The 25,123-nt window shown below is 65.0% G+C and carries 22 protein-coding genes and 1 pseudogene; 9 read left to right on the top strand and 14 right to left on the bottom strand.

What is annotated here, in order from left to right:
• Positions 1-66 precede the first annotated feature (66 nt).
• Positions 67-2,682 carry a VCBS domain-containing protein gene (locus HAP40_RS30255; protein WP_166814351.1) on the bottom strand — a complete coding sequence of 872 codons (2,616 nt, stop codon included), beginning with the start codon at positions 2,680-2,682 and terminating at the stop codon, positions 67-69.
• A gap of 442 nt (positions 2,683-3,124) precedes the next feature.
• Here HAP40_RS30255 and HAP40_RS30250 point away from each other — a divergent pair, with 442 nt between their 5' ends.
• On the top strand, positions 3,125-3,772 hold the full coding sequence (locus tag HAP40_RS30250; RefSeq protein ID WP_166814352.1) for a FecR family protein: 648 nt from the start codon (positions 3,125-3,127) through the stop codon (positions 3,770-3,772).
• A 21-nt stretch (positions 3,773-3,793) separates the two neighbouring features.
• A complete protein-coding gene (locus HAP40_RS30245) occupies positions 3,794-4,639 on the top strand; it encodes a tetratricopeptide repeat protein (protein WP_166814353.1) in 846 nt (281 codons plus the stop codon).
• Positions 4,640-4,655: 16 nt separating this feature from the next.
• On the opposite strand, the gene HAP40_RS30240 is transcribed toward HAP40_RS30245, so the two are convergent.
• Positions 4,656-5,729, bottom strand: a complete 1,074-nt coding sequence (locus tag HAP40_RS30240; RefSeq protein ID WP_166814354.1) for a tartrate dehydrogenase — start codon at positions 5,727-5,729, stop codon at positions 4,656-4,658.
• A gap of 150 nt (positions 5,730-5,879) precedes the next feature.
• Between HAP40_RS30240 and HAP40_RS30235 the strand changes: the two are divergent.
• Together HAP40_RS30235 and HAP40_RS30230 are read left to right on the top strand one after the other, a co-directional pair.
• Positions 5,880-6,793 (top strand): annotated as a pseudogene (locus HAP40_RS30235) (LysR family transcriptional regulator).
• A gap of 35 nt (positions 6,794-6,828) precedes the next feature.
• Positions 6,829-7,653, top strand: a complete 825-nt coding sequence (locus tag HAP40_RS30230) for an aspartate dehydrogenase (RefSeq protein ID WP_166814355.1) — start codon at positions 6,829-6,831, stop codon at positions 7,651-7,653.
• 4 nt (positions 7,654-7,657) lie between these two features.
• Here the strand turns inward: HAP40_RS30230 and HAP40_RS30225 are convergent, their stop codons facing one another.
• From HAP40_RS30225 to HAP40_RS30185, 9 genes are all read right to left on the bottom strand, one after another.
• Positions 7,658-8,962 carry a PQQ-dependent sugar dehydrogenase gene (locus tag HAP40_RS30225; protein ID WP_166814356.1) on the bottom strand — a complete coding sequence of 435 codons (1,305 nt, stop codon included), beginning with the start codon at positions 8,960-8,962 and terminating at the stop codon, positions 7,658-7,660.
• A 142-nt stretch (positions 8,963-9,104) separates the two neighbouring features.
• Positions 9,105-9,314, bottom strand: coding sequence for a hypothetical protein (locus tag HAP40_RS30220; RefSeq protein ID WP_166814357.1), 210 nt, complete (start codon positions 9,312-9,314; stop codon positions 9,105-9,107).
• 221 nt (positions 9,315-9,535) lie between these two features.
• Complete coding sequence (locus HAP40_RS30215) at positions 9,536-10,162, bottom strand: methyltransferase family protein (RefSeq protein ID WP_166814358.1); 627 nt, start codon at positions 10,160-10,162, stop codon at positions 9,536-9,538.
• Between the two features lie 27 nt (positions 10,163-10,189).
• Complete coding sequence (locus tag HAP40_RS30210) at positions 10,190-11,221, bottom strand: NAD-dependent epimerase/dehydratase family protein (RefSeq protein WP_166814359.1); 1,032 nt, start codon at positions 11,219-11,221, stop codon at positions 10,190-10,192.
• Between the two features lie 29 nt (positions 11,222-11,250).
• The gene (locus HAP40_RS30205) at positions 11,251-11,787 is read right to left on the bottom strand and encodes a DUF962 domain-containing protein (protein ID WP_166814360.1); all 537 of its coding nucleotides are present in this window, start codon (positions 11,785-11,787) and stop codon (positions 11,251-11,253) included.
• Between the two features lie 155 nt (positions 11,788-11,942).
• Positions 11,943-12,611, bottom strand: coding sequence for an OmpA family protein (locus tag HAP40_RS30200; RefSeq protein ID WP_166814361.1), 669 nt, complete (start codon positions 12,609-12,611; stop codon positions 11,943-11,945).
• Positions 12,611-13,027, bottom strand: a complete 417-nt coding sequence (locus tag HAP40_RS30195) for a hypothetical protein (RefSeq protein WP_166819281.1) — start codon at positions 13,025-13,027, stop codon at positions 12,611-12,613. Before HAP40_RS30195 ends, HAP40_RS30200 begins: the two co-directional genes overlap by 1 nt.
• A gap of 88 nt (positions 13,028-13,115) precedes the next feature.
• Complete coding sequence (locus HAP40_RS30190; protein WP_166814362.1) at positions 13,116-13,406, bottom strand: type II toxin-antitoxin system HicB family antitoxin; 291 nt, start codon at positions 13,404-13,406, stop codon at positions 13,116-13,118.
• 8 nt (positions 13,407-13,414) lie between these two features.
• Entirely contained in the window at positions 13,415-16,003 is a 2,589-nt protein-coding gene (locus HAP40_RS30185; protein ID WP_166814363.1) for an ATP-dependent helicase, read from the bottom strand.
• Positions 16,004-16,241: 238 nt separating this feature from the next.
• Here HAP40_RS30185 and HAP40_RS30180 point away from each other — a divergent pair, with 238 nt between their 5' ends.
• Positions 16,242-16,415, top strand: a complete 174-nt coding sequence (locus tag HAP40_RS30180; protein ID WP_018319670.1) for a DUF1328 domain-containing protein — start codon at positions 16,242-16,244, stop codon at positions 16,413-16,415.
• Between the two features lie 52 nt (positions 16,416-16,467).
• Here HAP40_RS30180 and HAP40_RS30175 read toward each other — a convergent pair whose 3' ends face one another.
• Entirely contained in the window at positions 16,468-16,977 is a 510-nt protein-coding gene (locus HAP40_RS30175) for a thioesterase family protein (RefSeq protein ID WP_166814364.1), read from the bottom strand.
• An 83-nt stretch (positions 16,978-17,060) separates the two neighbouring features.
• Here HAP40_RS30175 and HAP40_RS30170 point away from each other — a divergent pair, with 83 nt between their 5' ends.
• The 3 genes from HAP40_RS30170 to HAP40_RS30160 all read left to right on the top strand — a co-directional run bounded on the left by HAP40_RS30170 (position 17,061) and on the right by HAP40_RS30160 (position 20,294).
• The gene (locus HAP40_RS30170; protein ID WP_166814365.1) at positions 17,061-18,485 is read left to right on the top strand and encodes an FAD-binding oxidoreductase; all 1,425 of its coding nucleotides are present in this window, start codon (positions 17,061-17,063) and stop codon (positions 18,483-18,485) included.
• Between the two features lie 99 nt (positions 18,486-18,584).
• The gene (locus HAP40_RS30165; protein ID WP_166814366.1) at positions 18,585-19,877 is read left to right on the top strand and encodes a Spy/CpxP family protein refolding chaperone; all 1,293 of its coding nucleotides are present in this window, start codon (positions 18,585-18,587) and stop codon (positions 19,875-19,877) included.
• 54 nt (positions 19,878-19,931) lie between these two features.
• On the top strand, positions 19,932-20,294 hold the full coding sequence (locus tag HAP40_RS30160) for a hypothetical protein (RefSeq protein WP_166814367.1): 363 nt from the start codon (positions 19,932-19,934) through the stop codon (positions 20,292-20,294).
• Between the two features lie 6 nt (positions 20,295-20,300).
• On the opposite strand, the gene HAP40_RS30155 is transcribed toward HAP40_RS30160, so the two are convergent.
• Together HAP40_RS30155 and HAP40_RS30150 are read right to left on the bottom strand one after the other, a co-directional pair.
• The gene (locus HAP40_RS30155; protein ID WP_166814368.1) at positions 20,301-21,980 is read right to left on the bottom strand and encodes a SulP family inorganic anion transporter; all 1,680 of its coding nucleotides are present in this window, start codon (positions 21,978-21,980) and stop codon (positions 20,301-20,303) included.
• 205 nt (positions 21,981-22,185) lie between these two features.
• Complete coding sequence (locus tag HAP40_RS30150) at positions 22,186-23,667, bottom strand: caspase family protein (protein ID WP_166814369.1); 1,482 nt, start codon at positions 23,665-23,667, stop codon at positions 22,186-22,188.
• Between the two features lie 424 nt (positions 23,668-24,091).
• Between HAP40_RS30150 and HAP40_RS30145 the strand changes: the two genes are divergently transcribed.
• Positions 24,092-25,123, top strand: coding sequence for a TRAP transporter substrate-binding protein (locus HAP40_RS30145; RefSeq protein ID WP_166814370.1), 1,032 nt, complete (start codon positions 24,092-24,094; stop codon positions 25,121-25,123).

The following is a 25,123-nucleotide window of genomic DNA, read 5'->3' as shown; positions in this document are numbered from 1 at the left end:
TTGCGGGCGAGCCTCATGCCAGCATTTCGAAAGTGCGTTCATGGCATGCATCTTCGGCAGACCAAGTCACACCAGGAGATCGTGCAGCGCATTGTGCCCGGCTGAACCGCCGGCAATCGCAGCGTCATGGTTCAGCTCCGAAACGTCGGCGGCTGCCGCGGCGCCCCCATGTTCGGCGGCCGTTGCCGCGCGTTCGTGATGATTGCCCGGTTCGAAAAGATCGTTCGCGAAATTGATGCCGGAACTCTCGATCGCAGAATTCAGGAAGTTGAAGCAATCGTCCCGGCCGTGCGGATCGGCCTGTGCGTATCCGTGTGAGCCGGGTGTGCCATCGACCGCAACTCCACCTCGATGGATGCTGTCGCTGGTCGCGGTTTGTTCGAAGACAAATCTGAAATTGTCCATCGAGGTGATCGTATCGAACCGGTCGGCACCGGAATCCGCTGCCGACCGATAGGAGTCGGCGTCGCTGGCGCCGCGGATGGCTATCGTCACAATTTGCGCGGTGCCATCGATGGTCGTCACCGTGAAGTGGTCGGTGAGGGTATCGCAAACATCGAGTGCGTCCACGACGGAGTTGTTGTTGTCGAGCGTATAGGTCCACAGTCCCTCCGCGGTCATCGTGAAAGTGCCGTAGCCGCCGGCGCTTGCGGCGGGCGAGGTAACCGCCGTGAAGGTGTTGGCGGGATTGTCGACGTCGGTCGCAGCGAGCGTGCCGGTCGCGATCGGCTTACCGTAAGAAATGCAACCGCTCTCGAGCACTGAGCCTGTCTTTGTTCCCGAAATGACGGCGGCGTCGTTCACGCCATTGATTGTAATGGTCACGACCTGCTGCGTACCGTCGACGGTCGTCACGGTGAACTGATCGGTCCTGGTGTCGCAGATATTGAGTGCCTGCACGGTGCAGTTGTTGTTGTCGAGCGTATAGGTCCACGCGCCGGCCGAGGTGATCGTGAAGTAGCCATAGCCCTGCAAGCTGGCCGTTGGACAGATGACCGCCATGAAGGGGCTGACCGGATCATCGACGTCCGTGGCGACAAGGGTGCCTGTCGCGAGCGGCGTGCCGGGCGAAGCGCAGCTCGCCTCGACGACTGAACCGGTTGTGGTGCCCGAGATGACGGCAGCGTCATTGCTGCCCTGGATCGTGATTGTCACGAGCTGGGGCGTGCCGTCGATGCTGGTCACGGTCAGAGTATCGGTCAGGGTGTCGCCGACATTCAAAGCCTGCACTTTGCTGTTGCCGTCGTCGAGCGTGTAGGTCCACACGCCGGCGGATGTCATCGTGAAATGCCCGTAGCCGCCGGTGCTTTTGGTCGGCGAACTGACCGCCGTGAAGGTATTGGGTGGGTGGTCGACGTCCGTGCTCGTGAGCGTGCCGGTTATGGTTGACGTGCCCGCCGCTGCATTGACGCCGCCGCCCGCCTCCATCACCGCGCCGCTGGTATCGCCTGAGATGGCGGCAGTGTCGTTGACGCCAATGATGGAGATGTTGAAGGCCTCACTCGCCGAGAGCCCGCCGCCCGAGACCGTGACGACGAAGCTCGCGGTCGTCGGCGACGTCAGCGCATTGATGGCGGCATTGTTCGGAACGAACGTGTAGGCGCCGGACGCGCTGTTGAGATAGAGTGTGCCATAAGGACCGGTCTGTGAAACATCGTATGTCAGTCCGTTCAGGACAGTGCTCCCGACCGTCCCTCCATCGAGACCATAGGTCAGCGCGGCATTCAGCGGGCTGCTGGCGCCGAAGGTACCGCTTGACGCAGTGAACTCGTCGAACGTGACCGTGTCGATTTTGATGGGTGCGGTCGGCAACCTCAGCGTCGGCTGCGGCAGCACGATCAAGGGGAATTCGATCGGAAGTAGTGGTGGAAGCTCGTTCGTCGGCTCAGTCGTCGTGATGTCTGACGTGAAGTTGATGTGCTGAAGTCCGGGCGAATTGCTGAAGGGTGGCGTGCTGGAGCCCATCGACTCTCGCGTGAAGTTGGCAAGAACGTCTCGTTGAGCCGCCTGGAGCTCCTCCATGCGAGCCGCGCTGTTTGTGACCTGGCTCACGCTGATCGACGAGCCGATCCTATTCAGGACGACGGTCTCGCCCGGATCGTCGACGATGATGCGTCGCGGCACCGGCTCCTTCGTGACGAGTTCGAACGCACCGTGCTGCATGTCCTTGTAAGTGATCGTATCGTCATCCACGAAGGTGGCGTCCGGGTCCGCGGCTCGTGCATGCTCCATCATCGAAAAAGTCAACGCCGCAATCGTCAGGATGCCGAATCCTTTTGAGGCGGCGTGGCCACGAATGCTTCCGAGCGGAGTGTCGACCGTAAGGATGCCGCTGCTTGCCAGCCGGCCGGCAGCGAATGCGAAGCTGCCGCTGGTGACTGCGACGGCGGTCGAACGCGAAGCGGCATCGGACTCGGACGCGAGTTCGCGGAGCTCGATGCGGGCTTGGCTGAAGACGTTGAATAGGGTGTCGTCGAGAAGTCGAATTCCGACCTGAGAGTACGCAGCGGTCTCTATTACGTCATGACGACAGACAAGGTCGCCAATGCTGACCTTGATCGCCGCGCCGCTATCGCGGGTGAGGGTGACGTCACCGAACGCGGTCTCGACTATGCCGATGATCTCTAGAGGTGAAGTCGTGACAACGCCGTCCCGGGCTCCAACGCCGAACGCAACTAACATGGAAATGGCCTCGCATCCCGAATTCTTCGGGCTCGGCGCGATGCCGCAGTCTTCTTGTCGGTTTTGCCTGCGCCACTAAAGCAGGTTTTGGCACTGGCAATTCCAGGCCTGCACGCCGAAGACGACCGATAAAAATCCTGATCCCTATGGGTACTACCAAGCCGGTGACAGCTTCACACGAGACGCGACGTCTCGATCTGACCGCATCTGCTTTTCAATAAGTTGACGATTGGACTGCACAAAATGTAGCTTACTTTTGGTGGCGAGGCAAAGGACTTGGAGCTAAGGTCGAAGTCAAGAGCACTTCGCCCTCTGGAGCGTTGGTCTTCAGGACCGATCCACGCCGTAGATGCTGACGATGCACGACTTGCGGGCTTGGCTGGGCTCACAGAGGTCAGATCGAGCGATCCCGCAAGCAAGATCTTCGCGGAAGGAGCGGGTCATGTGCAGGCATACCATCGCAGCCTTGATGACTGGTTTCGTTTGCGCATCCGCGAGCCTTGCTGCGCCGGCGCAGGCTCAACTAAATCCCGTGAAGCCCATCCTTCAGGAAGCTGCGCCAAGTCCGATCGGGAAAGTCGTAGCCGTCACGGGTTCGGTCACGATCGAGCGTACAGGTGCGGCCCTCGTTCAGGTGAACCTTCCCGATCAAGCCGCTCAAACCAAGGTCGGCGATGTCGTGTATCTCCGCGACGTGGTTCGAACCAAAGCGGACAGCCGGGTCAGCATCAATTTCAACGACGGTTCGTCGTTCAATCTGTCGAGCAATGCTCACATGACCTTGGACGAGTACGTGTACGAGCCGGCCGGAAAGTCCAACGCGGCATTTTTCAATCTGACCAAGGGAACCGCCACATTCGTAGCCGGTCAGGTCGCGAAGACCGGCGACATGAAGGTCGATACGCCCGTTGCAACCATGGGAATCCGAGGCACGACGCCGCATATCGAAACGGCGGATGACGGCTCGGTCAAGTTCTCGACCCTCATCGAAGAAGGCAAGACCAAATTGCTCAAGAAGCGCGCGGGCGCCGCGGTGGGTCCGCAGGAACAGGAGAAGGCTCCAAGATTGAACATCTGCAGAGGATGCTGAAAGCTCGACACGGAGACGACCATGAGGGCCGCCATCATCGGCCGCGTCGCACCCATTCTCGCCTTGCTGTTGGCCGGTTCGCCCGCGGCTGCCCAGCAACTGCAGAAAACCAGCCGGCTCAAGACCGTCGAGCAGTGCAACGGCGGGGACCGCATCCCGGCCCAAGCCCGGATCTCCGGCTGTACGGCGCTGATCAATTCGGGTGATGTCAGGCCGTCCGCGCTGGCCGTGGCCTACAACAATCGTGGCAACGCTCATACCGCGACGGCGGACTACGATCGTGCCATCAGCGATTTCGATCGCGCGATCGAAATTGCGCCAGACTACGTCAAGCCGCTGAACAATCGCGGCGTGGCCTATTTGAGGATTGGCGCATATGACGACGCGATCAAGGCTTTCGGTGAGGCAATCCGGCTCGACCCTGGTTATGGCAGCGCCTTCGCCAATCGAGCCCAGGCCCACCTCAAGCTGAAACAGTATGATCGGGCCTTGCTGGATTTCGACGAGGCCATCCGCCTGGATCCGAATTCGAGGTTGGCGAGAAGTGGACGGTGCTGGACCCGAGCGGTGAGCGGCGACCTCCAGGCCGGGCTCGACGACTGCCACAGTGCGATTCAGCTGGGGTCGAACGACGCCGCGACATATGATTCACGTGCCCTGATCCATCTGAAGATGGGGCAATTCGCTGCGGCCATCGACGACTACAGTTCGGCGTTGCGCTTGACGCCAAATCTGGCAAGCGCGCTCTATGGGCGCGGGCTGGCCAAGCTCGGTCAGGGCGACAAGGCCGGCGACCGTGACGTCTCGGCAGCAAAGCTCATCGAGGCCAGAATCGGCGACGCGTTCCTGCGCTATGGCGTGCGGTGACGTCAGGGCTGGTCTGCTAGACGTTCGCGCTTTGGATCGCGTCGATCACGGCATCCGTCACGTCCTTCGTCGTCGCCTTGCCACCGACATCCGGCGTCAGCACGCCGGCTGCGCAGACGCGCTCGACCGCCGACATCAACCTGGCAGCTGCGTCCTTCTCGCCGAGATGCTCGAGCATTTGCGCGCCGGTCCAGAAGGTTGCGACCGGGTTGGCTATCCCCTTGCCGGTGATGTCGAAGGCCGAGCCGTGGATCGGCTCGAACATCGAGGGGAAGCGGCGTTGCGGATCGATGTTGCCGGTCGGCGCGACCCCGAGGCTCCCCGCCAGCGCGCCGGCGAGATCGGAGAGGATGTCGGCGTGCAGGTTGGTCGCGACGATCGTGTCGAGGCTCTTCGGATGCAGCGTCATCCGCACCGTCATGGCGTCGACCAGCATCTTGTCCCAGCTGACCTCGGGGAACTCGCCGGCGACCTCGGCCGCGATCTCGTCCCACATCACCATGCCGTGGCGCTGCGCGTTCGACTTGGTCACGACGGTCAGCAGCTTGCGCGGCCGTGACTGCGCGAGCTGGAACGCATAACGCATGATCCGCGTGACGCCGACGCGGGTGAAGACGGCGACTTCCGTGCCGACCTCCTCCGGCAGGCCCTTGTGGGCGCGGCCGCCCATGCCGGCATATTCACCCTCGGAGTTCTCTCGTACGATCACCCAGTCGAGATCGCCGACGCCGACATTGCGCAGCGGCGAGGCCACGCCCGGCAGGATTTTCGTCGGCCGCACATTGGCGTATTGGTCAAAGCCCTGGCAGATCGGCAGCCGCAGGCCCCACAGCGTGATATGGTCGGGCACATCACGGGCGCCGACCGCACCGAAATAGATCGCGTCGAATGTCTTCAGCTCGGCGAGGCCGTCGGCCGGCATCATCACGCCATGCTTCTTGTAATAGTCCGAGCCCCAGTCGAACGTCTTGACGTTGAAGGCGAGATCGCCGCTGCGCTTTGCCAGCGCCTCCAGCACGCGCACGCCGGCCGAGATCACCTCGGGACCGATGCCGTCGGCGGGGATTGCTGCGATCGAATGGGTGCGCATGGGAATACTCCTTGTGAGAGATCGCGCCGGAAGATCCGACCGTCGGCCTCGTCGGCGACTCTAGAGGGAGTACCGGGGCGACTCAATTGCCGCTGGTTTATACAAAAAAATGATATAATCATCGTCTGGCGAGACGAGAGGATCTGCGGGATGGAACTGCATCAGCTCCGATGCTTCCTGGCGGCGGCCGAGCAGCTGCATTTCGGCCGCGCGGCGCAACAGCTTCAGATGCTACCCTCCGCACTCGGTCGCCAGATCAGGCTGCTGGAGGACGACCTGGGAACGCAGCTGTTCGGACCACGCGCGCGGTGTCGCTCACCGAGGATGGCGCGACGCTGCTGCGCGATGCACGCGCCATCCTTGCCCGGGTCGAAGCGGCCGAGAATAATTTGCGCAACCGCTCGCGCGCGGGCGTCGCGCGGCGGCTCCGGGTCGGTGCCATCGACAGCGCCGCGGCCGGATTGCTGCCGCCGCTGCTCCGGGACTTTTGCGCCAAACATCCGGAGATCGCGGTGCAGCTGCGCGAGGACAAGACCGTCCGGCTGCTGCCGAAGATCCTGACCGGCGCACTCGATCTCGCCTTCGTCCGGCCGCCGGAGCGCCCCGACAAGCGGCTCGAGTTCCGCGACCTGCTTCAGGAGACCGCGATCGTGGCGTTTCCGCAGCGGCATGCGCTGGCCGGGAAGAAGTCGATCACACTGGCCGATATCGCCGAGGAGGCGATGCTGGTGCCGGATCGCCGCTCGCGGCCACACAGCCACGACCTCACGATCAACCTGTTCGAGCAGGCCGGATTGACGCCGCGCGTGGTGCAGGTCGCCGACGAGAAGCAGACCATCGTCAACCTGGTCGCAACAAGGCTCGGCGTTGCGATCGTACCGCGCTGGACCGCGCGGATGGCAGTCCCCGGCGTGCGCTTCGTGCCGCTCCGGCTCAAGCAGAAGGGTCCCGTCGGCCGCCTGCCGCTCGCCGCCGCATGGCTGCGCGGCTCGCGCGATCCGGCCCGCGATGCCATGCTGGCGGTGCTCGCGGCGCGTCTGCGCAGCTATGCGCGAGGGGCGTGAGGCGCTATGACGAAAGCCCGGAGAAGGTGAGTGCGATGACTGAACAGCGAGCGTCGAGCGGGTTGCGGGTCGCCATTGCAGGGCTGGGCTCGATCGGCACCAAGATCGCGGCCGCGCTCGACCAGGGCATCGAAGGCTTGACGCTGTCCGCCGTCGCCGTGCGCGATCGCGCCAAGCACCAGACGTTTCTCGGCACCCTGCGCCGCGCGCCGTCCGTGCTGCCCATCGACCAGCTTGGCGATGCCGCCGATATCGTGGTCGAGTGCGCGCCGAGCCGGCATCTGCGTGAGATCGTCGAGCCTGCGGTGAGGCGCGGCAAGGCGGCGGTCGTCGTCAGCGTCGGCGGGCTGCTCGACAATTTCGATCTCGTCGATCTCGCCCGCGCCAATGGCGGCCGCATCATCGTGCCGACGGGCGCGCTGATCGGGCTCGATGCGGTCAATGCCGCCGCAATCGGCACCATTCATTCCGTGAAGATGGTGACGCGCAAGCCGATCGACGGCTTGAAGGGGGCGCCGTTCATCGTCGAGAACAACATCGACATCGACAGGCTGAGCGAGCCGCTCAAGCTGTTCGAGGGCACCGCGCGCGAGGCCGCAAAAGGCTTTCCGGCCAATCTCAACGTCGCGGTGGCGCTGTCGCTCGCGGGTGTCGGGCCCGATCGCACAGAGGTGCAGATCTGGGCCGATCCGACCGTGACGCGCAACGTTCACCGCATCGAGGTCGAGTCGGATTCGGCGCGCTTCTCGATGGCGATCGAGAACATTCCGTCCGAGAATCCCAAGACCGGCCTGATCACGGCACTGTCCGTGATCGCGCTGCTCCGCAAGCAGCGCGCCACGCTCTGCGTCGGGACGTGAGTTCTCAGGCTCCGGTGACGCGCCAGATCACATTGCCGACGTCGTCGGCCATCAGCAGCGATTTCTTGTCGGGGCCGATCACGACGCCGACCGGGCGACCGTAGGATTCCTTCTCGTCGGGGGACAGGAAGCCCGACAGGATGTCGCGACCGGGGCCGGACGGCTTTCCGTTCTCGAACGGAATGAACACCAGCTTGTAGCCGGACAGCGTGCTGCGATTCCACGAGCCGTGCTGGCCGATCACCATGCCGTCGGGGAAGCCGGGCAGGGTGCCCGCGGGCATCCAGCACAGCCCCAGCGAGGCAGTGTGGCCGCCGAGCGCATAGTCCGGTTGAAGCGCCTTGGCGACCATCGCCGGATCCTGCGGCACGCGGTCGTCGACCGTCTTGCCCCAGTAGCAATAAGGCCAGCCGTAGAAACCGCCGTCCCGCACCGAGGTCAGATAATCCGGCGGCGTCTCGTCGCCGAGACCGTCGCGCTCGTTGACGACGGTCCACAGCACGTTCGTATTGGGCTCCCATGCGAGGCCCACGGGATTGCGCAGACCGGCGCCGAAAATGCGATGCGTGCCGGCGGCGAGGTCGAGCTCGTAGACCGCGGCGCGGCCTTGCTCGACCTCCATGCCCATCTCGGCGATGTTGCTGAGCGAGCCGACACCGGCATAGAGCCTCTTGCCGTCCGGGCTTGCGAGCAGGCTGCGCGTCCAGTGGCCGCCCGGCTTGAACGTCGTGAGCCGCTTGCCGGGTACAGTGATGCGATCGGCGCCGGCCACATAGGGAAACGCCATCACGCCGTCGGTGTTGCCGACATAGAAGGTGTCGCCGACCAGCGCCATGCCGAACGGCTGGCTGAGATTCTCCATGAAGGCGCCGCGAACCTCGGCAACGCCGTCGCCATCCTTGTCGCGCAGCAGCGTGATGCGGTTGGCGGAAACGCCGAGCGCGGCGGCCCGCCGCATCGTCGCCTGCATCGCATAGTGAAACACGGTGCGTGGGGGGCTTGCGATCTGTGTTGCCTCCGCGATCAGCACGTCGCCATTGGGCAGCACCTCGATCCAGCGCGGGTGGTCGAGCCCGGTTGCGAACGCATTGACCTTGAGCCCGGGCGCGACCGTCGGCTTATGCCCATCGCTCCAGCCGCGCGCGGTGGGCATCTTCAAGGTCGGGATCGCGCCTTGCGGCTTGGCTTCGGGGATCGCCGGCTTGTCTCCCCAGGCCGGTGTGGGCTCGGTGCCTGACAGCTTCCGCCATTGCAGCGCGACGCCGCCGAGGAGCGCAACGAATTGCGCGAAGATACTGGAAAAAGTCATGACAAGCCCCTGTTTGCGCGCGCATCCAACTGGCTGACGGGGCAGACGTCAACCGGCGCGGGGCGCCGTCAGGGTCTATTCCCTTGGAATGGCAGCCGACTGAATTTGCATGGGACGAACGCTGCCGGGCTTTGTCCGGTGATCAGCGGCCGATTTGCCGCTCGAGCCGCCGAGCCGCGCGAAAATCATCGAGGTGATGGATGTTCGGTCTGAGCGCGGCTTCCTTGGACAGGAGATGATAGACCCGCGCCACCGTGCGCTGCTTTTGCTTCGGCCGCCCGGGCGGCAACGCTCGCGCCTTGCGGACGGCGGCAATCGCATGCTGGCGAAAATAATCGTAGGCGTCCGACATGGCTCGATGCTCTGCGGCGAGTGCAGGTGTCGAGGGTAACGGGCGAGCGGGATGGCGGTTCCTGTCGCTGTCGTCCCGGCGAAGGCCGGGACCCATAGCGCGGAATCTATCGTTCGCGGATGGCAGCAGTACCGAACGACGAGCGTTCGCCAAACCACGGCCTGTGGTGATGGTCCCGGCCTTCGCCGGGACGACACCGAAGATGCGGCTCGCTCAAGCCCTCACCGCGGCGACAGGAACGGAATGATCATCGGCACGCGGCGGCAATAGGCGCCGTAGGCATCCTCACCGAGTTCCTTCGACAGGAATACTTCTTCCATCCGGCCCTTCTGCCACATGCCGAGCGAGATCAGGATCGCGCCGAGGATCGTCGTTATGAGGCCGATTGCGATTCCGGTGACGAGCATGCCGAAGATCAAACCGGTGTAGATCGGGTGACGCACGATGCCGTAGGGGCCGGTGTCGATAACGCGGTGATCTTCCTTCTGGGTGATGGTGTTGGACCAGAATTTTCCGAGATGCAGCCGGCCCCACCAGGCGAAGGCGATGCCGGCGGCCGAAAGGACCGCGGCGATGTAGATGCCGGTGTTGCCGAGCACCCAGAGCGGCTTCCAGCCGAGGAGCTGTGCAATCCACGGCGTGTACAGGATGCCGCCGACCAGGATCGGCAGGCGATAGCGCTGCGACTCCAGCGTCATGACCTGCTTCTTGGTCCGCCCCTGCCAGAACGATGCGCCGACCCAGCTTGCGAGAAAGGCGAGCCAGATCAGGGCCAGGAGTTCGGTCGGCCAGGCCGTGGTCCAGCCACCCCAGGCGACGGAGAGAAGCTTGCTGAAATCGAAGGACATGAAGGTTCTTTGCGTTGGGGCGGAAGCTCAGCTCGCGCGCGAAGAGAGCGCGCGATGCTCGATGGCGCCGGAGACCGGCTGGCCGTTACGGACGAGCAGATGGGTGATGGTTTCGCGCAGCACCGGCTCGATCGGACGCGGCGAATAGCCGAGCTCGGTACGCGCCTTGCCGATCGACAGGTCGCTCGCGGCCAGCGCGATGCGCACGCCCTCGGCGGTGCCGTTGGGCGGCCGGTGCGTGATGTGGTCGGAGATCGCTTCGAGCATGATGGCGGAGAGCTCGGCGATCCTGCCGGGCACGACGACCGGAAACTGCCGCCGGCCGCTCATCGCCGCCATCATGCGCAGGATGTTGCCGAGCGGGACGCAATCGCCGCCGAGAATGTAGCGCTGGCCGAGGCGGCCGCGCTCCATGGTCAGCACCAGGCCCATGGCGACGTCGCGGACGTCGACGAGGTTGACCAGGAAGTTGAGATGCGGCTGCACCTTCTTCTGGAGGAAGTACCAGAGCATCGCGGTCGGCGGCGTCAGATTGTGGTCGGCGGCGCCGATCGGCATGGTCGGCGTACCGATCACGAGCGGGAAGCCGTCGGCCGCGGCCTTGGCGGCGCAATGCTCGGCGAGCGACTTCGAGCGCGTATAGGCGCCGGGCATCGCATCGGCCGGCTGCAGCGCCTCTTCTGCGGGAACACCGTTGAGCTCGCTATAGGGAAACAGGATCGATTCGGTCGAGCAGTGCAGGAAGCGCGACACGCCGTGCTTCATCGCGGCCGCGAGCACGATCTCGGTGCCGCGGCAATTGACCTCGTGAAAGTCCTGCTTGTTGGCGACCCACATGCCGGGCAGGCCGGCGAGGTGATAGACCTGATCGACGCCTGCGACGGCCGCATCGACGGCAGCGGCATCAAGCACTGAACCGTGCATATGTTCGACGTCAGTGTTGGCTGCGGCCGGCGGACGAACATCGAGAACCCGTACCCGCTGCCCATTGGCGCGGAGCACTTCTACGAGATGATGTCCGATGAAGCCGCTGCCACCGGTAACCAGTACGAGAGCCATGAAGACGTTTGCTGTTTCGCTTCTGGAAGTTATCGAGTCGAAAGAGAATTGGCCGGAACAGGCGTCAGAATCGCGGCAAGGTCGGGACGGAACCCCAATGCAATGAACAATTTCGCCATGACGAACATCGGTCCGAGCAGGAAATGCGTGGGATGGTCGACCATCGACGGCTGCCGTTCCTCGAAAACCTTGTGACCGACGATCTGCGAAGCGACGCCAAGCCCGATCAGCACGGCAAAAATCGACCACATCATGGCGATCGAGACCTGATTGCCGATTACGGTTGCGACCGAAAGCAGCACGACCGCCGCGGCGAGGATGCCGAGCCCGATCCCGGCGTCCAGCATCAGCCAGTACACCAGCACCGGCAACGCCATGATCACCGCCAGGCTGACCTCGATCCCGAAGATGGAGAAATGCACGAAGGTCAGCGGCAGCACGGCGCCGGTGAACAGCAGCAGGATGCCGACCACGTGCATCGCGCAGTTCCAGGGATCGCGATGATATTCGACGTAATCGGCCAGTTGGCGTTGAAAATAGCCAGCCATCTCGCTCTCGTTCAGCATGGGGTCGGGGGAAGGACGAAAAAAGCCTATAGCACCGGATAGGGCGGTGCACAAACCGGTGCCATTGTCGCGCGAAACCGCGCCGTTGCGCTGTGAGACAGGTCACAAAACGGTCAGGACTTCAAAGGGTTCCGTAGGAAGCAAGCCGCGCGCGTTCAGCGCTTCTTGGCAGGCTTTTTCGGCGCAGGCGCAGGTGCCGCAGCCGGATGCGCAGGCTCCTCCGGCAGCTTGGCATAGGTCAGGATCTGCAACTGGCCGTTGACGGCCGAGGTCGGCTTGGCCCGATCGAGAAACTGCTCCTCGCCGAGGCCGATCGGATGCAGCCGTTTGGTCGAGATCTTGAACGTGTTCACCAGCACGTCGCGGATGGCGTCCGCCCGGCGCTGGCTCAGGATCGCGTTGGCCTCGCGCGTCTTCGCATTGGATTCGACATGGCCGACGATCAGGAAGGTGTAGGGCAGCAGCGACGAATGCACCAGCGCGTCCGCGATGCGGCCGACGGTCTGGTAGGACGAGGGCTGGATGATCGGCGTGTCGGCATCGAACTGGATCTGCGCGTTGAAAGCGGGCAGCTTGGCGAGATCGGGCGCGATCAACGGCCGGTTCACCGGACCGGGATCGTTCTTGATCCTGGTCTTGGCGCGCTCCATCACCTGCTGCTTCAGGGCGTGAAGGTCGACCTCGGCGGCTTGCTCGAAATGGTTCAGCTTGGCGACGATGTCGTCGCGGGTCGGTGCCGCCGTCTGCGCGCGCGCGGCGCCCGCGAGCAGGACGAAGCCCAGCGCGATGCCCAGACCGGCGGTGGCGAGCCCCTTCGCGCGCATCAGCGATACCCCGCATCGTCGACCGCCTTGAGGCAATTGTTGCTGATGCCCTTGGGCGTGGAGACCAGGCAGGGGACCGACTTGCTGGTCTCCTTGGTCGAGCCGCCGCAAACCTTGACGATCTCGCGCTGGCAGGCGTTCGCCACCGTCACGCGCGCCGCCACGCGCTTCTGGATGGCGTCGAAGACGCCGAGATAATCGCTCGCGCACTGCGGCGAGAGCACGTCGCGGTTGCGCGACAGGCACTCCTTGAGCCGGTTCGAATCCGGATTGACGCCGCGGCAATTGGCGACGATTTCCGCCCCGCAGCTCGCGGCCAGCTTGCCGATCGAATCGCCAAAGCTCACGGTCTGCGCCGCCGCAAGCGACGGCATCCCCAATGCAAGCACGATCAGTGTGACGGAGCCCCGGACCATGAAGGTATCTGATACGGGGAAGTTCGTGGTGGTCAAGGCCTGTTCGGACCAGAACTGTCGAGAGTTGCGCCAGTGCGGCGCACAGTCCTCACTCCGTGGCCTCGGCGAGCGGCGGCCATTCGATCGGGACGGCCGTGTGCTTCCCCAGATCGTCGGCAAATTCCGGATCCGCCTTGAGCTCGTCCAGCGTCCGCGGCGGAGGAAGCTGGCGGCCGTCCGCGCTCAGCTCCTGCGCATAGAACGCGAGCGCCTCGGGTGCATTCTCGAGGGCCTCGTCGACGTCGTCGCCGCCGGAGATGCAGCCGGGCAGGTCGGGAAACCAGAGGCTGACGGGGGCGTCCGGGCCGGCCTCCTCGATGATGGCGATGTAATGAGCCACGCCGGGCCTCACGCCCGCTGCACGAAGCTGTCCACGACCTTCTTCTCGCCGGCCTTGTCGAAGGCGATGGTGAGCTTGTTGCCGTCGATCTTGGTGACGCGGCCGTAGCCGAATTTCTGGTGGAAGACGCGGTCTTCCAGCGAGAATTCCGAGATCGTGCCGGTGGATTTGGCGACCAGCTCGCCTTCGATCGTCAAGGGGCCGCGGCGGCGCGAGGAGAAGCTGCCGAAATCGGGTCCGGATGATGAGGAGGACGAGAACGTCGTGGCTTCCTCCTCGAAGCCGCCGCTTCGACCGCCTCCACTGCGGCCGCTGCCGCGGTTGCGATTGGCCTGGGCGCGCTGCCAGCCCGGGGTCGAATAGCTCGAGCCGAACGCCTCCATGTCGTCGAAGCGCGAGGCGCCGTAGCCGCCGGTGCCGCCCCAGGCCGAGCCGCCCTTGGATTCCGTGATCTCGACATTGGCCGCCGGCAATTCGTCGAGGAAGCGCGAGGGGATCGTGGTGGACCAGGTGCCGTGGATCCGGCGGTTGGTCGCGAAATAGATCATCGCGCGGCGGCGGGCGCGGGTCAGGCCGACATGCCCGAGCCGGCGCTCTTCTTCCAGCCCCGCGCGGCCCTGTTCGTCCAGCGTGCGCTGGCTCGGGAACAGGCCTTCCTCCCAGCCCGGCAGGAACACGTTGTCGAATTCGAGCCCCTTGGCGGAATGCAGCGTCATCAGCGACACCGCGTCGTCCTCGGCGCCGCCGTCGCGGTCCATCACCAATGAGATGTGCTCGAGGAACCCTTGCAGGTTCTCGAACTCCTCCATCGACCGCACCAGCTCCTTCAGGTTCTCCAGCCGGCCCGCGGCGTCCGCCGAACGGTCCTTCTGCCACATCTCGGTATAGCCGCTCTCGTCGAGCACGATCTGGGCGAGATCCGTATGCGCGGTGACCTCGCGCTGGGCACGCCAGCGGTCGAAATGCGCGACCAGATCCCGCAGGGAACCGCGCGCCTTCGGTTTCAATTCGTCGGTCTCGACCACGGCGCGCGCCGCCTCGAACAGAGGGATGCGGCGCTTGCGGGCGTGGTCGTGCAGCATCTGCACGGTGGCGTCGCCAAGCCCACGCTTCGGCGTATTGACGATGCGCTCGAAGGCAAGGTCGTCGGCGGGTGAATTGATGACGCGCAAATACGCCAGCGCATCGCGGATCTCGGCGCGCTCGTAGAAGCGCGGGCCGCCGATGACGCGATAGGGCAGGCCGAGCGTGACGAAACGGTCTTCGAATTCGCGCATCTGGTAGGACGCGCGGACGAGGATTGCGATCTCGTTGAGCTTCTCGCCCTGGCGCTGCAGCTGCTCGATCTCCTCGCCGATGCCGCGGGCTTCCTCTTCCGAATCCCACGAGCCCGTGACCGTGACCTTCTCGCCGTCCTGGTCCTCGGTGCGCAGCGTCTTGCCGAGCCGGCCTTCGTTGTGCGCGATCAAATGCGAGGCGGCGGCGAGGATGTGGCCGGTCGAGCGGTAGTTGCGCTCCAGGCGGATCACCTTGGCGCCGGGAAAATCGTGCTCGAAGCGCAGGATGTTGTCGACCTCGGCGCCGCGCCAGCCATAGATCGACTGGTCGTCGTCGCCGACGCAGCAGATGTTTTTGGTGAGGGCCCGTTCGCTGGCGGGAATAGGTGCCGCATTGCTTTGCTCGTCGTCACCGGGCCGGCGCGAAGCGTCGAGAGCCGGTGATCCATCTTGTGAGGAATCGATGGATTGCCGGGTCAAGCCCGGCAATGACGAGCTGGAAGACGGCGCCTGCGACAGCAGCCGCAGCCACAGATATTGCGCGACGTTGGTGTCCTGATATTCGTCGACCAGGATGTATTTGAAGCGCTGCTGGTACTGCCTGAGGATGTCAGGGTGCTCGCGGAAGATGCGGATGTTCTCCAGCAGCAGATCGCCGAAATCGGCGGCGTTCAGTATCTTAAGCCGCTCCTGGTAGCTCGCATAGAGCTTGCCGCCCTTGCCGTTGGCGAAGACGGCGGCCTCGCCTGACGGCACCTGCGACGGCATCAGCCCGCGGTTCTTCCAGCCGTCGATCAGGCCGGCCAGCATGCGCGCCGGCCAGCGCTTGTCGTCGATGTTGTCGGCCTGGAGCAACTGCTTGAGCAGTCGGACCTGGTCGTCGACATCGAGCACGGTGAAGTTCGACTTGAGCTGCGCCAGCTCGGCATGGACGCGCAGGATGCGGCCGCCGATGGAGTGGAAGGTGCCGAGCCAGGGCATGCCCTCCACGGCATGGCCGAGCATCTGGCCGAGCCGGTGCTTCATCTCGCGCGCGGCCTTGTTGGTGAAGGTCACCGACAGGATCTCGGCGGGGCGGGCGCGGCCTTGGCTCAGGATGTGCGCGATCCGCGTGGTCAGGACGCGCGTCTTGCCGGTACCGGCGCCGGCCAGCACCAGGACCGGGCCATCCAGGGTCTCGACCGCGTCGCGCTGCTCCGGATTAAGTCCGGACAGATATTTCGGGCCCACCGAGGCGCGCGCACGCGCGGCAATGCCGCCGGCTGCGGGCTGGTGGTCGGGTACGCCTGTGATCTTGCTCGGCTCGGTCATGCGAATCATTGGCCCCACGATGGCACCGCGGGGTGGTGGAAGGGAGCCTTCTTAACAGGGATTGGTCCCTATATGGGGCGCCGGTGCCAGGTTTTCCACGTGCGTGGCAGGCCGATTTGTTCCTGCCAAGGCAGCGAATTTCGCGCCGGGGCGGGCCGGAACAATCGTTCCCGCCTCGTGATTGTCTGGGCAGGTGGCGCGGTCAGCCGCGTCGACGCAAGACAGACATCAAGACGAGGGTTTGACCATGCTTGGCTGGGTTGTGACGTTTCTGGTTATCGCACTGATCGCCGGTATCCTGGGCTTTGGCGGCATCGCCGGCGCTTCGATCGAGATCGCCAAGATCATCTTCTTCATCGCGGTCGTCCTGTTCCTGGTCTCGGCCGTGGTCGGCTTGGCCCGCGGCCGCAACAGGGTCTAGCGCAGCGTGTCCACCTCCCGCCCGGGATAAGGTGAATCACGAGCACCGACACCTATGACCGCTTCGAGGGCATCGCCACGTTTCGGCCGATGCCCTCGGGTCGCGTGGCGGCGCTGTGGGCCTTTCTGACCGCAGCGATCCGCTGGCTTATATCGGCCGGAAACGGCGCAACGCGCCGCGCCGTCATGTCCATGTGCAGCGACATGTTCTCGGAGGTTGCCGACAGCCAGCCTTCGGTTGCGTGCCGCATCTCCTCGAACGTGTGCAGCCGCTTGTCGTCGGCCTCCAGCAGCCAGACGAAGATCTGCACGGGATCGCCGAGATGGATCTCGCGCAAATAGCGCACGTGGCATTCGGCGGTGAAGCTCGAGCCGCCGCGCTCCTTCATGTAGGCCGGCCCCATCCCGAGCTCGAGCCAGAGCTGGTCGATCGCGCGGTCGAACATCACGTTGTAATAGGCCATGTTGAGATGGCCATTATAGTCGATCCATTGCGGCTCGATCTGCATGATCGAGGCGCGAAACGGCTCTGCTGGGGGCGCTGGGGCGGCAGTCTCGGGCATGTTTCTTCCTGTTATGCGTCCGATCGCTTGACTTGACCGGTTTTATGTCCTTTGCCACGGTTCTTCTCTCGGGAGGAATGTCCGTGGGCACCACCATCACCAATAATCCGCCGCGGCCGGAGCCGAAAGCCCTCGCAAGCGCGCTGGAGCAGCTTGCCGCACGCTTCGGCAACCGCCTCATCACCTCGCAGGCCGTTCGCGAGCAGCACGGCCATACCACCACATGGATCGTCAACCAGCCGCCTGACGGCGTCGTGATGGCGCAGGAGACCGCCGACATCCAGGACGTGGTGCGGATCTGCGCCAAGAACCGCGTCCCCGTCATTCCCTTCGGCACCGGCACCTCGCTCGAGGGCCAGGTCAACGCGCCTGCGGGGGGCATTTCGATCGACCTGCGCGACATGAACAAGGTGCTCGCGGTGCATGCCGAGGACCTCGACTGCGTGATCCAGCCCGGCGTCACCCGCAAGGCGCTCAACGAGCATCTGCGCGACCAGGGCCTGTTCTTCCCGATCGATCCCGGCGCGGATGCTTCGCTGGGCGGCATGGCCTCGACCCGCGCCTCCGGCACCAATGCGGTGCGCTACGGCACCATGCGCGACAGCGTGCTGGCGCTGAAGGTGGTGCGCGGCGACGGCGAGATCATCACGACAGGCACGCGCGCCAAGAAATCCTCGGCGGGCTATGACCTCACGCATCTGTTCGTCGGCGCCGAAGGCACGCTCGGCATCATCTCCGAGCTCACCATTCGCCTCCGCGGCATTCCCGAGACCATCGCGGCTGGCGCGGTGTCGTTCGAGACCGTGCACGGCGCGTGTCAGGCCGTGATCCTGGCGATCCAAACCGGCATTCCCGTGGCTCGCATCGAGCTGCTCAACGCCGCGCAGGTGCAGGCCTGCAACGCCTATTCCAAGCTGACGCTGCCGGAGACGCCACTCTTGCTGATGGAATTCCACGGCAGCGAGATCGAGGTCGCCGAGCAGTCCAAGGCCTTTGGCGAGATCGCAAAAGATTGCGGCGGTGGTGAGTTCTCCTGGACCACCAAGCCTGAGGATCGCACCAAGCTGTGGCAGGCGCGGCACGACGCCTATTGGTCGGTGAAGGCGCTGCGACCCGGCGACAGCATCGGCGTGGTCGCAACCGACGTCTGCGTGCCGATCTCGCGGCTCGCCGATTGCGTCAGCGAGACCGAGGAGGATCTGAGGCGTCTCAACCTGCTGTCGCCGATCGTCGGCCATGTCGGCGACGGCAATTTCCATTGCTCGCTGGTGTGTGACACCAACGACGCCGACGAGATGGCGCGCGGCGAAGAGTTCATGCATCGCCTGGTCGAGCGCGCGCAGGCGATGGACGGCACCTGCACCGGCGAGCACGGCATCGGCCAGGGCAAGCAGAAATATCTCAAGGCCGAGCTTGGCCCTGAAGCGCTGGATGCGATGCGGGCGCTGAAAAAGGCGCTCGATCCACTCAATATCTTCAACCCCGGCAAGATCGTGCCGCAGGCATAGGGGCCCGCTGCTCGGCCCGGGAACTTTCGGCACTGCTGCCGGTTCCAATTCCCGCCAATTTCCGATGCTCAATGGCAGGGCTTTGCGCGGGAGGGTGCAATGATGCGACCGGTCATTGGAATTGCAGCGGTGGCATTTGCCTGCATGCTGGCGGGTGCGGCGTTCGCGAAGGGTGGACATGGCGGAGGCCACGGAGGCGGCCATGGCGGCGGGCGCGGCGGCGGTCACCATGGCGGCCATGTCCGCGGCCACGGCGGCGGGCATGCGCATGGCGGGCATCATCGCGCCATGCGATTCACGACCGGCGCCCGGCGCGGAGGCCCCAATTTCGGTCAGATCCGCAATGCCGCGATCCGCCCCGCGAACTTCCGCAGCGCCCTGAATTCCAGCGCATTCCGCAATGGCCGGCTGATCAGCAATCCGGCGGCCCGTGCGCAGTTCGTCGCCGCGGCCGCACTGGCCGGCTGGAGCGGCGCGAGCAGCGGATGGTGGCAACATGCGGGTGGCGGCTATGGTTGGGTCGGGCCGCTGTTCTGGCCGTTCGCATATAACGATCTCTACGACTACACGATCTGGGGCGACGGGCTCGGCTTCTGGGGCTATGGCTATCCGGACATCTATGCCGGGATTTTCGGCCCCTATGGCTATGATCGCCTGTCGGCCTACCTGCCGCAGCAGCCGCAGGGACGGCGGCGGGCGCGCAGCGCGCCGCTCGATCAGCTCTGCGGCAGCGATCGCCGAGCCATCGTCGGCCTGCCGATCGACCAGATCGCAGCCGCCGTGCAGCCGACGGATGCGCAAGGTGCCGCGCTCGATGCGCTCGGCAACGCCTCGATCGACGCGGCAGCGCTGATCCGCACATCCTGCCCGACGCAGGCCGCGGCGACGGCTCCCGGCCGGCTCGCGGCGATGCAGCAGCGTGTCGAGGCGATGCAGAAGGCGGTCGAGCTGGTCCAGCCGGCGCTCGACCATTTCTACGGTTCGCTCACGGACGAGCAGAAGGCGCGCTTCAATGCGCTGGCTGATGATCAGCGCCGCACGACGGCGTCGAACAATGCGAGCGGATCGCCGGTGCAGACTTGCACCGCCTCCGCCGCATTCGATTGGCCCGGTGCCGCGATCGAAGAGAGGCTTCGTCCGGGCGACATCCAGCGCGCGGCGCTTCAGGTGCTCCAGGATACCAGCGCCAAAGTCAGCGCATCGCTCAAGGCGGCCTGCGAGCCCAATGAGGTGATGACACCGCCGGCCCGCATGGCCGCAATCCGCAAGCGGCTCGAGGTGATGCTGGACGGGATCAAGTCGGTGCGCGCGGCGCTCGACGATTTCTACGCGACGCTGAACGACGAGCAGAAGGCGCAGTTCGAGGCGATCGGACCGCGCCGCATCTCCTGAATGCGTCAAAGATGAAGCGCGGCAATATTGCCGAAGGCCGCAGATGGTGGGGCGATGAAGTGGTTCGCGAGGGGCAAGCCGGGGGACATCTGGGACGAAGCCATCGACGGACCGCTCGGCGACATCGAAGCCGCCGGGCGCATCCGCGCGATCTGTGAGGCTGCGTCTGTGAGCGCGGCGGGCTCCGCACACAACGACAAGCGCGAGAGCGAGCGCTACGAACGCGCGGCCAAGGTCGCGATGGAGATCGCGATGAAGATCTCAGATGGGCTGATGCGCGACGACGCGGTCCATCGCATCGTCAATCTCTGCATGAAGGCGAACGACCTCAAGACCGCGCAGATCCTGTTTCGCGCGATTCACGCCGCCTGGATCCGCGAGACGGTGCAGCGGGATCATCCGACATTGGCGTCGTGAACGCGGCTATTTCGCCAGCTTGCGCACCGCCTCGTCCACGCTGCGAAACACGTTCTCCCTGGGCAGGGCGTCGAACAATCCGAAGCGCTCGAACGCGTCCTGCGCGCGCACGGATTCCAGCCGCGCCAGCGCCACCGTGACGCCCTGCTCGCGGCAGACCTTGAAGACATCGAGCAGGATCTGTGCGGCGGTGAAGTCGATCTCCACCATGCCGCTGGCCTCCAGCACCAGCAGTTGCGGCGCCGCCGCGCCGAGCACCTTCGCCACGTCGCTGCGAAAACCCGGCGCATTGAGGAACGTCAGCGGCGCCTGGAGCCCGATCACGGCGACGCCCTTGATGCGCTCGCCCGTGATGTGCGGATGTGCCGGCCACCAGATCGTGGTGCCCGGCACGCGCTCGAACTCGACGAGCCGCGCGCGCGTCGTGCTCCAGATGCCGTGCAGCAGCGACAGCATGATGCCGAGGAACGCGCCCTGCTGGATCGGCAGCACGATGATCAGCGCAGCGGTGGCGACGATCAGCAGAAATTCGCTTCGAGATTGGCGGTAGATCGTGACGATCTGCTTCACCCTGACGATACGCAGTGCCACGAACAGCAGGATGCCGCCGAGCGCCGCGTCCGGAACGTGCTGGAGAAGTCCCGTGCCGAAGGCGAGCAGCGCCAGCACGATTGCCGCAGCAGCAAGGCCTGCCAGTTGCGACTGCCCGCCCGTCTCCGCGACGATCCCCGTTCGCGGCGGACTGGCGTTGACCGGAAAGGCACCGAACAGGCCGGACAGCACGCTGCCCGCGCCGGCACCAAGGAAATCGCGATCGACGTCGGCGGGCTTGTCGGGATCGGACGGGAATGAGCGCGTCGTCGCGGCGGTCTGCACCATCACCACGATGGCGATCACGAAGGCGAGCGGCACGAGGCGCACCCATTGCTCCGGCGCAAGGTCGGGCAGGGTCGGCCGTGGCAGGGTGCCCGGCACGGCGCCAACGACGCTGACGCCTCTGCTTTCGAGGTCGAGCGCGATCACGGCCAGCGTCGCGCCGGCGAGCCCGATCAGCGCGCCCGGAATTTTCGCACTGATCTTCTCGGAGACGAAGACCATTGCGAGCACGCCGAAGCCGATGCTGAGCGTCAGGGGATTGGTGCGGCCGAGCTCGCTTGCCAGCACGCCGATGCGGTCAAGCATCGGTCCGGTCGGCGATGCCAGTCCCAGCACGCCCGGCAATTGCGACATGATGATATGGACGGAGATGCCGGCGAGGAAGCCGACCATCACCGGCACCGACAGGAGGTTGGCGATGCCGCCGAGGCGGAAGGCACCGCCGGCGAGCATCATCGCGCCGACCATCATCGCCAGCGCGATCGCAAGTCCCTGATATTCGGGCGAGCCGGCGGCGGCGAGCGCGGCAAGCCCGCCGGCGAAGATCGGCGTGATCGTGGAATCCGCACCGCAGGACAGGAAGCGGTTGCCGCCGAGCAAGGCGAAGCCGAGCGAGCCCGCCATGAAGGCGAAGAAGCCGATCTGAGGTGAGAAACCGCCGAGCCGCGCCGTGGCCATTTGCTCGGGAATCGCGATCGCCGCCAGCGTCAGGCCGGCGATGAGATCGCCGGGCAGGGAATAGGATGCGAGCGAGCGGAAGAGCGGCCATGGATGCTTGGCTGAGTCCTTGGCGTGATCGTCGTGCGGCATCGATGGAGAGTCCCTGGAAAGACTGTTCGGCCGATCAGACTACAGCATTTTCCGTATCGGGAAGCGGCAGACGCAATTTCTCTACACCATCGTCATTGCGAGCGAAGCGAAGCAATCCAGGATCCTTCCGCGGAAAGACTCTGGATTGCTTCGCTTCGCTCGCAATGACGGAGGACAAATTGGTCCTCCGTGTCAGGCAGCAGCCTCAGTACCGGCCGCGGCCATTGTGATAATCGCCGCCGCGGCCGCCTCCCATGCCGAGACCAATTCCGACGCCGATACCGATACCCTGCATCACGGCGCCGGGCGGCGGGCCGGGGGGCGGCGCGCGCTCATAGACCACTTCTTCGGGCGGCGGAGCGGGCCGGCGCCTGGGCGGCGTTTCGACGACCTTGCGCTTGGGCGGCGTGTCGTCGACGCGCTTCTTGATGATGGGTGCCACGCTCGGATTGGCGGGCGTTGCCGGCGGTGTCGGCGTCGAGCACGGGCAGGTCGGTGCCATCGCGACGGCGACCGGGACAGGCGTCGCAGCGGCGGCAACGGGCTGGCCATAGTTGCGGTTCTGGACGCGAAGCAGCAGCCTGCGTGCGGTCGCGGCGAGGTCGCTGTTGTCCCAATTGGCAAGATAGGCCTCGAACGAGGCGCGGGTGTTGATCGCGGTGGCGCGCTCCCAGGCCAGCATCTGGCGGCGCCGCTCCAGCACCGTGCGCAGGCGCGGCGTGCGGGTGTCCTGCGCGTAGAGCTCGATATAGGCCTGATATGCCTCGACGGTGTCCTCGGTGATCACCAACTCATAGGCGGCCATGGCCGGCTTGCCGCGCAATTCCTTGCGCCAGTCCTCGAGGCTGCGCGTGCCGCCGGCGAGTGCCATCGCGGATGCGCCGGGCAGAGCGGGCGTGCTGCCGCTGCTCTCGCCGAAGAACTTGAAGTCGGTGGTCAGCGACGAGCTTTCCCAGGGGATCTGCCGGCCGTCGGTCGATTGTGCCACGGCGACGCGGATGCGCTTGAACACCTCCTCGATCGGCAGATTGGGCTGCTTGGCGACGGTCAGCACGGCCGCGGTGTAGGGGCTGTCGATGCCGTTTCCGTCCTCCGCCTCGGCTCCGGGCGAGGTCGAATAGGAGATGAAGGAGCCGGGCGCGCCGGCCTTGGTGTCGACGATCGCCAGCCCGTGTCCGGCGCCGCTGAGCGCGGGGAACGGATTGTTGCGGCAGGCATCCAGCATGAAGATGCGCGCCCGCGTCGGCAGCGCGCCCAGCGTGTTGAGCATGTCGTTCAGCCGCACGCCCTGGAGCGGAATGTCGGCCTCGCGCTTGGGATCGAGATCGACGGGAACGAGATAGTTCTCGCCGTCGATCTGCAGGCCATGGCCGGCATAGAACACCAAGGCGACGGTATCGGCGCCGCTGGCGCTGACCTTGCCGGCGAAATCCGAGATCGCCGCGCGCATCTCGGTCTGCGCCAAATTCGCAGCCGTGGTGACGGTGAAGCCGGCATTGCCGAGCAGCTCCGTCATGCCCTTGGCATCGTTGGCGGCGTTGGGCAGCGCCGGCACCGTGCGATAGGCGGATTGGCCGATCACCAGCGCGAGCCGCGCTTCGGCGGCGGCGCCGGTCGGCGTCAACGCCTGTGCGAGCGCGAGAATGCCCGATGCAAGCAGCAAACTGGAAAAGGCTGGACGGCGCATGACGTCACCTCCATCGGCAATGCGCGAGGATGTCACTTTTTCTAGGAGGCCGCCAAGAGTCCGTCTGTGCTCTGGATCACGTTCGCCGTGCGGCAAATTGGGGCAGGGCGTCTGCCGGACCCCGGGAGCATCGTTTCGGCTTGATCCATGTGAATCGTGCATCGATCCATGCATCAATTGGATCGATGCCAGCTCTGCGCGAAAGCGGCGTTGCGCAGATCAGGCTGCAGGTCGACACTCATCGCAAATCTGCGGGAATTCAGGTGGTTTCGTCGCGCTTGCGGATCACTGCTGCGCTTCGCGCGGCTCAGTGATGGCGGGCGGCCACGCTTGCCTGTGCCGTCGCTTTGGCCATACAGTCGAGGCAACAGGCTGCGGCAACGACTGCGGCGAACAAAAAAGATAATGTGGGAGAGACCGCGCCATGACCATCGTGCCCGTGAACCGTCGCGCGTTCATCAAGTCATCCGCGGCGGTCACCGCCGGTCTCGTGCTCTCCCCCGCCATCATCGGCCGCGCCGAAGCTGCGACGCTGAAGCTGAAATGCTCCTCCTCACTGCCGAACGATCCCAAATTCGCCAATGGCCGCGTCTACTATGACAATCTCGTCAAGAATCTGAAGGCGAACGGGCTCGGTGACCAGATCGAGGTCGCGTTCTTCCCCGACAACCAGCTCGGCCAGGAGATCGATGTCATCAACTCGGTGAAGCTCGGCGTCATCGACCTCATGGTGTCGGGCTCGTCGATCTCGGCCAATCTGGTGCCGCTGGTCGGCACCTTCGATCTCGGCTTTCTGTTCTCGAGCTTTCCGCAGCAGACCAAGGCCTTCGAGGCCGGCGCCGCCAAGCCGATCGAGGACGCGCTGCTCAAGGGCGGCAACATCCGCATCATTGCCTGGGCCTACAATTTCGGCTCGCGCAGCGTGCTGGCGAAGAAGCCGGTGAAGACGCCGGAGGATCTCGCCGGCCTCAAGATCAGGACGCTGCCCAATCCCGTCATCACGGAATGCCTGCGGCTCATGGGCGCCGCCGCGACGCCGCTGGCGTTCGGCGAGATCTACACGGCCTTGCAGGCCGGCGTGCTCGACGGCCTGGAGCACGATCCGCCGACGATCCTGGCCAGCAAGTTCTTCGAAACCGCGAAATTCTACGCGCTGACGCAGCACAATTTCTCGCCGCTCGCGATCTATTTCAGCGACATGACCTTCAACCGCATGGACCCGAAGCTGCGCGAAGGTTTCCTCGATGCCGCCAGGAAGGCCGCGGCCGATACCCGTGCCCATGGGCTTGCGGTCGAGAAGGAGGCGCTGGCAGCCTTGACCGAGAAGGGCGTGACGGTGGCCGAATGCGACCGCGAGGCATTCAAGAAACGCGTCGCGCCGCAGACCGAGAACTTCATCAAGGCGCGGCCTGACTCGAAGTCCGTCATCGACATCGTCCGCGCGACGCAAGCCTGA

It is taken from the genome of Bradyrhizobium sp. 1(2017), from assembly GCF_011602485.2.
Lineage (GTDB): Bacteria > Pseudomonadota > Alphaproteobacteria > Rhizobiales > Xanthobacteraceae > Bradyrhizobium.
Note: the sequence above shows the minus strand (reverse complement) of the source record. Positions and strands in the feature narration are given on the sequence as shown.